The organism is Xanthomonas axonopodis (assembly GCF_001304695.1).
Classification (GTDB): Bacteria; Pseudomonadota; Gammaproteobacteria; order Xanthomonadales; family Xanthomonadaceae; genus Xanthomonas; species Xanthomonas axonopodis.
The window spans coordinates 1-8,847 of the sequence record NZ_JFAQ01000178.1 but is presented as its reverse complement, the minus strand read 5'-3'; the positions used below and the strand labels follow the sequence as shown (position 1 = coordinate 8,847).

Here is an 8,847-nt window from a genome sequence, read left to right as displayed (position 1 = left end):
CAGGACGGGGGGACGTCGAAGCTTGCCCAGAGCGCGTTTTGCGCATGGCAAGCAACTTTCATGGCTGAGGGATAGGGCTAATCAGGAAAAAGAATGCTTTCCCAATTCCTTGTATTGTTTTCCCTGATATCATGCATGGCACTAGGTTTCGCCATTGCAAGCTTCAAAATTCATGGCACTTATTTCATCAAAGCAAGCGCAATAATCACGTTATTCGCAATATTTTTAATCTCTCAATATCTACTTATTTTCCGCAAATTATCGAGTCTGCGCGAATACTCTCGATTCTCCGCATGGTGTTATCTACAGCCGAGCAAGCAAATACTTTCAATCGCCGTCATGATGATATCGATCGGTGGAATTCAGATCTACCTACAGACCCGCACCGGTAGCCTTTTCAATCTGATCGAGCAGTACGGGCTTGTTTTCCAAAATGCGCCGCGCCAACCATGGCGCTATATTAGCGGGCCTTTCCTGCATTCCGGTGTTGCACACTGGGCCGCCAACTTTTCTTTACTCATGGTTGCAGCCGGGCTTTCTTTCTCGCTTGGCCGGACGCTATTTATTTGGCTTACTTTCTTATCCGGGATATTTTTACCTGCATTTTTATTGACATTCCTCCCCCACTGGGTCGGCTCGGATGCATTCCTCGGCATCTCTGGCGGAGTATTTGCATTATATGGATGGATTGTCGGCATATCGCTGCGCAATCGTCAAATATTCCCGCCTTCCCTCTGGTGGATGTTTGCATATTTCGCATTGGCAACGATGTTGGCTTCCTCATTGCTCTCTCCTCGCACGAGTTGGTTTGCGCATGCATCGGGTTGGCTGTTGGGGCTTACGATTGGCTTATTGGAAATAGGATTCAAGCATGATCTTAAAAAACCAATATTGGCATCTTCAGAGACTGGAGCGATCTGAGCGATGAAGGCGATTATGCAAGCAGAAGCAAGCGAATGCGGTCTGGCGTCATTGGCGATGGTGGCGTCGGCGCATGGCATGCAACTTGGCCTGTCTGAGTTGCGGCGGCGTTTCCACTTGTCGCTCAAGGGTATCAGGCTCAACCAGTTGGTCCAGATTGCCCAGACGCTGGGCTTCTCCACCCGCCCACTGCGGCTGGACATGGAACAACTGGATCAACTCGCATTACCTTGCATCCTGCACTGGGATCTCAGCCACTTCGTAGTGCTGGCCAAGGTTGGAAAATCGAAAGCCACGATCTTCGACCCGGCCATCGGTGAGCGCAGATTATCCCTCAGCGAGGTATCCCAGCACTTTACCGGCGTGGCACTGGAACTGACGCCCACTGCCGAGTTCAAGCAGCACAAGGCCGTCACTTCCATTTCCGCGCGCCAACTCACCGGCCCAATTCGCGGATTGTGGAGTGCCCTGTCGCACATACTGCTGCTGTCGATGGCGTTGCAGGTCTTCGTCATCCTGGCACCGTTCTACACGCAATGGGTGGTGGACCAGGTTTTTGTGTCAGCCGACCGCGATTTACTCGTGGTGCTGGGGCTGGGTTTCGGATTGGCACTCCTGCTTCAAGTCGGGATTGGCCTGTTGCGTGGTTGGTCGGTGGTGTATCTCTCCTCCCGGCTCGGATTGCAGTGGATGAGCAACGTGTTCGCGCACCTGCTCACCTTGCCATTGGACTTTTTCGAAAAGCGGAACCTGGGGAATGTCACTTCGCGCATGTCCTCGGTGCAGACCATTCAACACACCCTCACCACCAGCTTCGTCGAGGCGATGATCGATGGAGTGATGACCCTGGTGACCCTGATTTTGATGCTGGTCTACAGCTGGAAACTGGCATTGGTGACGCTGCTGGCGGTCGCGCTCTATCTTGGCATCCGTGCAATTGCCTATCGGCCCATGCGCGACCGTACCGAACAACAATTGGTGGCCGCGGCCAAGCAACAGACGCATTTGTTGGAATCGCTGCGTGGCATGCAAAGCTTGAAAGTGGCCGGTGAAGAATCGGTGCGTCGTTCCACTTACGAGAATCTGCTCAACGATACCGTCAATCAGGACGTAAAATTGGCACGGATGTCCCTGGGCTTCAGCACGGCCAGCCAGTTGGTGTTCGGCCTGGAACGCATCGCGGTGATCTGGATCGGCGCCCGGTTGGCGCTGGACAACGTATTTTCGGTCGGCATGCTGGTCGCGTATCTGGCCTACAAGGACCAGTTCGCCATGCGTGTGAGCGGGTTGATCGACAAGTGGATCGAGTTCCGCATGCTGCGCCTGAATGGCGAACGGCTCGCCGACATCGTGTTGACTCCGCCAGAGGACGATCACGCGCGACCGCAAGCGCTGCCACCGGCCGAGCCCAGCATCGAAGTGGAAGGGCTCTCGTTTCGCTACGCCGACGGCGAGCCGTGGGTGGTTCAGGACTGCTGCTTCACGATAGCGTCGGGGGAATCGGTGGCCATCATCGGCGTGTCTGGTTGCGGCAAGACAACGCTGCTCAAGCTGCTGCTGGGTCTACTGAAGCCGACCAAAGGGACAATCCGCATCGGTGGGTACGATCTGCACAAGATCGGCCCGCGCAACGTGCGCGCGATGGTCGGTGTGGTGATGCAGGATGATCAATTATTCGCCGGCAGTATTGCCGACAACATCAGTTTCTTCGATACGGATTTCGACCTGGAACGGATCGAGGCGGCGGCGAAGTTGGCGGCGGTGCATGAGGATGTTGCCGCGATGCCGATGGGCTATCACAGCCCGATCGGCGACATGGGGAGTTCGCTTTCGGGCGGCCAGAAGCAGCGGATCATTCTTGCGCGAGCGCTGTACCGTCAACCACGGCTGCTATTTCTGGACGAAGCCACCAGCCATCTGGATGTCACCCGCGAGCGCCTGGTCAACGAGGCGGTGAAACACTTGCAACTGACCAAGGTGATCGTGGCGCACCGTCCTGAAACCATTGCCAGCGCCGATCGCGTCCTGGTGATGGAGCATGGACGGATCGTGCAAGAAGTGAGGTCGCAGCAATCGCCCGAGACGTCACGTCCTGAAGATCACGTCTTGAGCGCGTGAGGACAGGCCACACGCGTTGATGTGCGATGTTCGAGGTGCTGTACGCCGTGCGCATCTGCCCGGTTCCCATCAGAGCCGCCCAATCACGCAACAGGCGGTGGCCAAGAGCCGACGCCTGTTGGGTGTCATCCCGTGGCAAGGATCACTTCGGCAGCGATGCATGTCCCTGGATCGAAAACGACGCAGCATTGCCAACGGCGCCGGTGCCCGGCTGCCCACCGCCGACGAACAACGTGTAGTTGCCGGCTTCCACCGCACGCTGCCCGCTGCGATCCACGTCGCTCAAGGCGCGCGCATCCAGGTCGAAGGTCAGCGTGCGTTGCTCGCCCGCCGCAAGATGCACGCGCTGAAAACCGACCAGGCTGCGCAACGGCGATTGCGGGCGGTCCGGATATTGCAGATACACCTGCGCCACTTCGTCGCCGGCACGTGCACCGGTGTTGCGCACGGTTGTGGTCACCTGCAACGTGTTGCCGGCTTGCAGCGTGGTGGTGGACAGCTGCGGCGCGTCGTAGGCAAAGCGGGTGTAGCTCAGGCCATAGCCGAACGGAAATAGCGGTTCGCCCTTGAAGTAGCGATAGGTGCGGCCCTTCATGTCGTAACTGACGTAGGCCGGCAGGTCCTTGGTGGAGCGGTAGAAGGTCACCGGCAGGTGACCGCCGGGGTTGTCGTCGCCGGCCAGCATGCGCGCGATCGCGGTGCCGCCGGACTGGCCCGGGTACCACGCGGCCACGATCGCATCGGCATGCGTCTTGGCCCAGTTCAGGGCCACCGCGCTGCCGCTCATCAGTACCACCACCAGCGGTTTGCCCGAGGCCTTTGCCCGTTCGAGCAGCGCTTGCTGCGGGGCGGGCAGGGCGATGTCGTTGCGATCGCCGCCGTCGAAGCCGGGGACATCGATGCGCAACTCTTCGCCTTCCACATCCGGCGACAGGCCAACGAAGGCGACCACCGCGTCTGCCTGTGCCACGGTCTGCTCGGCCTCGGCCAGTTGCGCGGCGGCAGGAGCCAGCCATTCCAGACGCACGCCCTGGTCCTGGCCGCGGTGCTCCATTTCCAGGCGAATCTTGCGTGGGCGGGTGTCCTCGAAATGCAGCACGGTTTCCACGCTGCGGCCGTCGGCGTTGTGCATGCCGGCCGGCACGTGCTTGTCTTCGGCGTTGCCGGCAACCACCAGCTTGTCGTCGATATACAGGCGTACCGGATCGTGCCCGCTGCAATCGAAGCAACGCGCCACGCGCACTGCCAGGGTGTAATCGCCAGCGCTGGGAGGCAGCAGTTCACCGCTCCAGCGCACCGCATAACGGTCGGCCGGCACGCTTTTCGCCGGGGCGACCTGATCCCAATTGAAGCTCACCGTGCGGTCCTGCCGCACCACACGTGCAGCACCGCGCATGTCGACGTTGTCGAAATACTCGCCACGCAGCCCCGGCTTGCCATCGCTGCGCAATGCGGTCTCCGGGATCATGCCGGGCACGCCGGCGGCCAACGGTGCGCCCTGTGCGTAGCTCACCTGCTGCGCACCGAAGCGCTGACGCAGGCCCAGTAACGGCGTCACCGGTGCGGAAGACGTGCCCTGGTAATTGGCCTCCAATGCAGCCAGTGCGTCGGCATTCGGGCCGATCACCGCCAACCGCGTGCCGGCTTTGAGCGGCAAGGTGTCGGCATCGTTCTTCAGCAGCACGATCGACTCGGCGGCCGCCTGCAAGGCCAGCGCACGATGCGCTGCGTTGTCCACGTCCTTCGCGCCGAGCCGCGCGTACGGATCCTTGCGCGGGGCCTCCAGCTCGCCCAGGCGGTAGCGGGCGGCAAACAGGCGCACCAGCGATTGGTCGAGCAAGGCTTCGTCCACTTCGCCGCGCGCGATCGCCGTGCCGAGTTCGCGATAGGCATGTCCGCAATTGAGATCGTGCCCGGCCTTCAGTGCGGCGGCCGACGAGCCGGCGTTGTCCGGGCGGAAATAATGGAACTGGGTCATGTCGTCGACTGCATCGCAGTCGGACACCACAAAGCCCTTGAAGCCCCAGTCGCCGCGCACGCGGCCGTTGAGCAACCAGTCCGCCGCACACGCCGGGGTGCCGTGCAAGGAGTTGTAGGCACACATCACCGAGCCGGCCTGGCCTTCGACCAGCGCGGCGCGAAACGCCGGCGTATAGGTCGCTTCCACATCGTGCGGCGACACATCCACATCGAAGCCATGCCGTCCCGGCTCGGGGCCGCTGTGCACCGCGATGTGCTTGGGCGTGGCGATCGTGCGTGGATGGTCGAGATCCTCGCCCTGCAGGCCGCGGATGAAGCCCACCGCCATTTGTCCGGTGAGAAACGGATCTTCGCCGTAGGTTTCCATGCCACGGCCCCAGCGCGGGTCGCGGAAGATGTTGATGTTGGGCGACCAGATGGTCAGGCCGGCGTAGCGTTTATGGTCCTTGCCCGGACCACCGGCCTGGTTGAACTTGGCGCGCGCTTCGGTGGACACCACCGTGCCCACTTGTTGCATCAGGCTGGTATTCCAGCTCGCCGCCAGGCCAATCGATTGCGGAAACACCGTGGCGTAGCCGTTGCGCGCGATGCCGTGCAGGCCTTCGCTCCACCACTCGTAGGCGGGGATGCCCAGGCGCGGGATTGCCGGCGCATCGTTCATGGCCTGCGCCACTTTTTCTTCGCGGCTCATTTGCGCGACCAGGGCGGCGGCGCGCTGGTCGGGCGATCCGCCCCGTTCGGCAGGGGCGGCAAGGGCGAGGCAGGGCAGGGGCAGGGGCAGGCCAAGGCCCACTGCCATGGCAAGGCGCGATACAAACACGGACGACATGGATTCACTCCTGGGCAGCGGCCAAGGCCGCTGGGCATTGTTCTGGTAGTGCCGCAGTAGCTGCGGTGAGGTGAAGGGTGGGGCGCGGCGATGTCATGCGTGCCATGGGTGATGGGGGGGCTGGTCTTGTGGTGGTGGGCCCTCATCCGCCCCTGCGGGGCACCTTCTCCCGCCAGCGGGAGAAGGGCATTCATGAGCGAAGGAAGACATGCATCGCAAGAAATCGAGTTTCTCATCGCAAGAAATCCAATCCTTCTCCCGCGTTGCGGGAGAAGGTGCCCAAAGGGCGGATGAGGGCTGCCCTGCACCTCATTTCGCAGCCGCTGCCTCCTGCGGCTCGGCCGGTGCGCCAGCCAGGGTCGAGGCCAGATCGCGCACCTGCAGCGCCGCCTGCACCTGCGCGAGCGGAAGCTTGCTGGAGACATGCACGGTCAGCGGCTCGCCCGGCAGCAGGTCGAAGGCGTTGTCCGACAACGTGGCATCCATATCGCCGAACGACAGCCAGACCTCGCGCGCCAGCGTGTTGCTGGTCAGGGTCAGCGCATAGCCATCGCCGTCGGCACGCCACTGGCTGTCGATCTTCGCGGCCGGCAAGGCAAGCAGCTTGGCCGGCGCGAAGAACACCACCTCACGCGACAGCAGCCTGTCGCCGTCGAACAGCTCGAACACTGCGTAGGTGCGCTTGGGATCGGCGCTGCCCAGCAATTGCTTGTCGCTGAAGTTGCCCACCTGCAGGCTGCTCAGCGGTTTGACGCTGGTTTTTTCTTCACGCTTGCTCAGCAGCTTGCCGTCCATGCCCATCACCCGCATGCGCCAGCGTGCCGCCAACGGGGTGGTGCGGTCGGACACCAGCGACACCTCGGTCTGGCCGTTGTCGTTGCGCAACGCGGCAATCATTTCCGGCGCGTAGAAACGGCGTGCGTGGTAATGCAGCGCCTTCCAGCGGCCGTAGTAATCCACGCTGGACCACGACGCGCCCGGCCACACATCGTTGAGCTGCCAGTACAGCGAACCCATCGACTGCGGACGCGAAGCGCGCAGATGCGAAGCGGCGATGTTGATGCCTTCGGCCTGCATCAGCTGGCTCAGGTAGACGAAGCTTTCGAAATCCTTGGGCTCGCCGAATTCGCGGCGGATGTACAGCATCAGCCGCTTGTTGCCGTTGCCCTTGTCGAACTTCTGATGCACGCGCATCACCGGCGATTCCGGATCCATGTCGCCTGGCTCGGCAAACGCACGCACCGTGCGCATGTCGGGGAACGACTGCAGGCCGTATTCGGACATGAAGCGCGGGGTGACGTTGAGGTATTCGGTGACCGGCAAGGCAGGGCCGCCCCACACCTTCCAGTAATGCATGTCGCCATCGTTGGTCTGGTCGGCCGCGCCATCGAAATCGGTGCCCGGCGAAGTGGCCCAGTACGGTACGTCGCTATCGTAGGTGGCCACCACTTCGCGGAACACGGTGCCGAACAAGGTGGTCATGCCGCGTTCGATGCGGGCACGTTCTTCCGGGTCCACCGACTGCTTGAACTTGACCCGGTCGCCCCAGTTTTCCCAGCCGGTCTGCACTTCGTTGTTGCCGCACCACAACACGATGCTGGGGTGATCGCGCAGCCGCTTGACCTGTTCGATCGCCTCCTGCCGGGTGTTCTCGCGGAACTCCACGTCGTACGGCGGCACCGCGCCGCCGAACATGAAGTCCTGCCAGATCATGATGCCCAGCTCGTCGGCGACGTCGTAAAAATAGTCGTCCTGGTAATGCCCGCCGCCCCACATGCGCAGCATGTTCATGTTGGCATCGCGCGCGTCCTGCAAGGTGCTGCGCATGCGCTCGTGCGTGACACGTGCGGGGAAGGCATCCAGCGGAATCAGGTTGGCCCCCTTGGCGAAGATCGGGATGCCGTTGATCACGATCTCCATGCTCTTGCCGAACTGGTCTTTTTCGCGACGCGGCTCTACCGAACGCAGGCCGGTGACACGCTTGATCTGCTGGCTGTCGCCATCGGCATCGCGCACGTTGGCCACGAAGGTGTAGCGGTCCTGCGCGCCATAACCGGCCGGAAACCAACGCTTGGGATGGGCGATGCGCACCGCCAGGTCGATGCGGTTCTGGCCGGGATCGACCACCGCGTCCTGGGTGAACTGGCCGACTTTTTGCCCATCCGGGCCCAGCACATCCAGCGTCACCTGCACCGGTCCGCTGCGGCTGGCCTGCAGTGCCAGCTGCGCCTGCAATTGCGCGCTATCGGCATCCACGCGTTGCTGGGCGATATGCAGCCCATCCACGCGCACGGCGTCCCACGCTTCCACGCGCACATCCTTCCAGATGCCGGCGTTGACCATGCGCGGGCCCCAATCCCAGCCGAAGTTGTACGGTGCCTTGCGCACATAGGTGGAGCTGTGTCGGGCTTCGGGCTCGTCGCCGAAGGCCGAATCGTAGGCGCCCGGCAGCGCGTACGGCTGCTTGGCCAGCCACGGCTGGATCTTCTTGATCGGCGAGTACAGCTTGACCTCGAGCACGTTCTCGCCGCGCTTGAGCAGGGATTTGGCATCCACGCGCCACTGCCGGAACATGTTGTCGGCGCTGAGCAGCTTCTTGCCATTGAGGGTGACCTCGGCAAACGTGTCCAGGCCGTCGAAGATCAATTCGACATGTTCGCGTTTGAGCGTGGCCGCATCGACGTTGAAGCGGGTCTGGTACTGCCAATCGCTCAGGCCGGCCCACTGGATCTTGCCTTCGTTATCGCGATAGAACGGGTCGGGCACGATCTTGGCGGCGATCAGGTCGGTCTGCACCGCACCGGGCACCTGCGCCGGCAGCCACGCCGCTGCCTTCGGATACGTCTTGCCCTGCTCCTGACCCGGGACCAGCCGCACCTGCCAGCCGCTGTCCAGCGTCACTGCCGAAGGCGGCGCTGCCCAGGCCTGCGAGATGGCCAAGGCCAGGGCGAGCCCGAGACGGGCGGGGGCGGGAACAAAACGATGACGGGGCAGGGGCA

General features: G+C 62.2%; 4 protein-coding genes. 2 read left to right on the top strand and 2 right to left on the bottom strand.

The genetic code is table 11. From position 1 onward, the window contains the following. Positions 1-135: 135 nt before the first annotated feature. Together XAXN_RS21815 and XAXN_RS15600 are read left to right on the top strand one after the other, a co-directional pair. Positions 136-921, top strand: a complete 786-nt coding sequence (locus XAXN_RS21815; RefSeq protein ID WP_241148119.1) for a rhomboid family intramembrane serine protease — start codon at positions 136-138, stop codon at positions 919-921. Between the two features lie 3 nt (positions 922-924). Next, the gene (locus XAXN_RS15600; RefSeq protein WP_054320227.1) at positions 925-3,039 is read left to right on the top strand and encodes a peptidase domain-containing ABC transporter; all 2,115 of its coding nucleotides are present in this window, start codon (positions 925-927) and stop codon (positions 3,037-3,039) included. A gap of 142 nt (positions 3,040-3,181) precedes the next feature. Here XAXN_RS15600 and XAXN_RS15595 read toward each other — a convergent pair whose 3' ends face one another. Continuing rightward, on the bottom strand, positions 3,182-5,848 hold the full coding sequence (locus XAXN_RS15595; protein ID WP_054320226.1) for a glycoside hydrolase family 3 protein: 2,667 nt from the start codon (positions 5,846-5,848) through the stop codon (positions 3,182-3,184). Between the two features lie 309 nt (positions 5,849-6,157). Continuing rightward, a partial coding sequence (locus tag XAXN_RS15590) for a beta-mannosidase (protein WP_245149962.1) occupies positions 6,158-8,847 on the bottom strand: 2,690 nt, incomplete at its 5' end.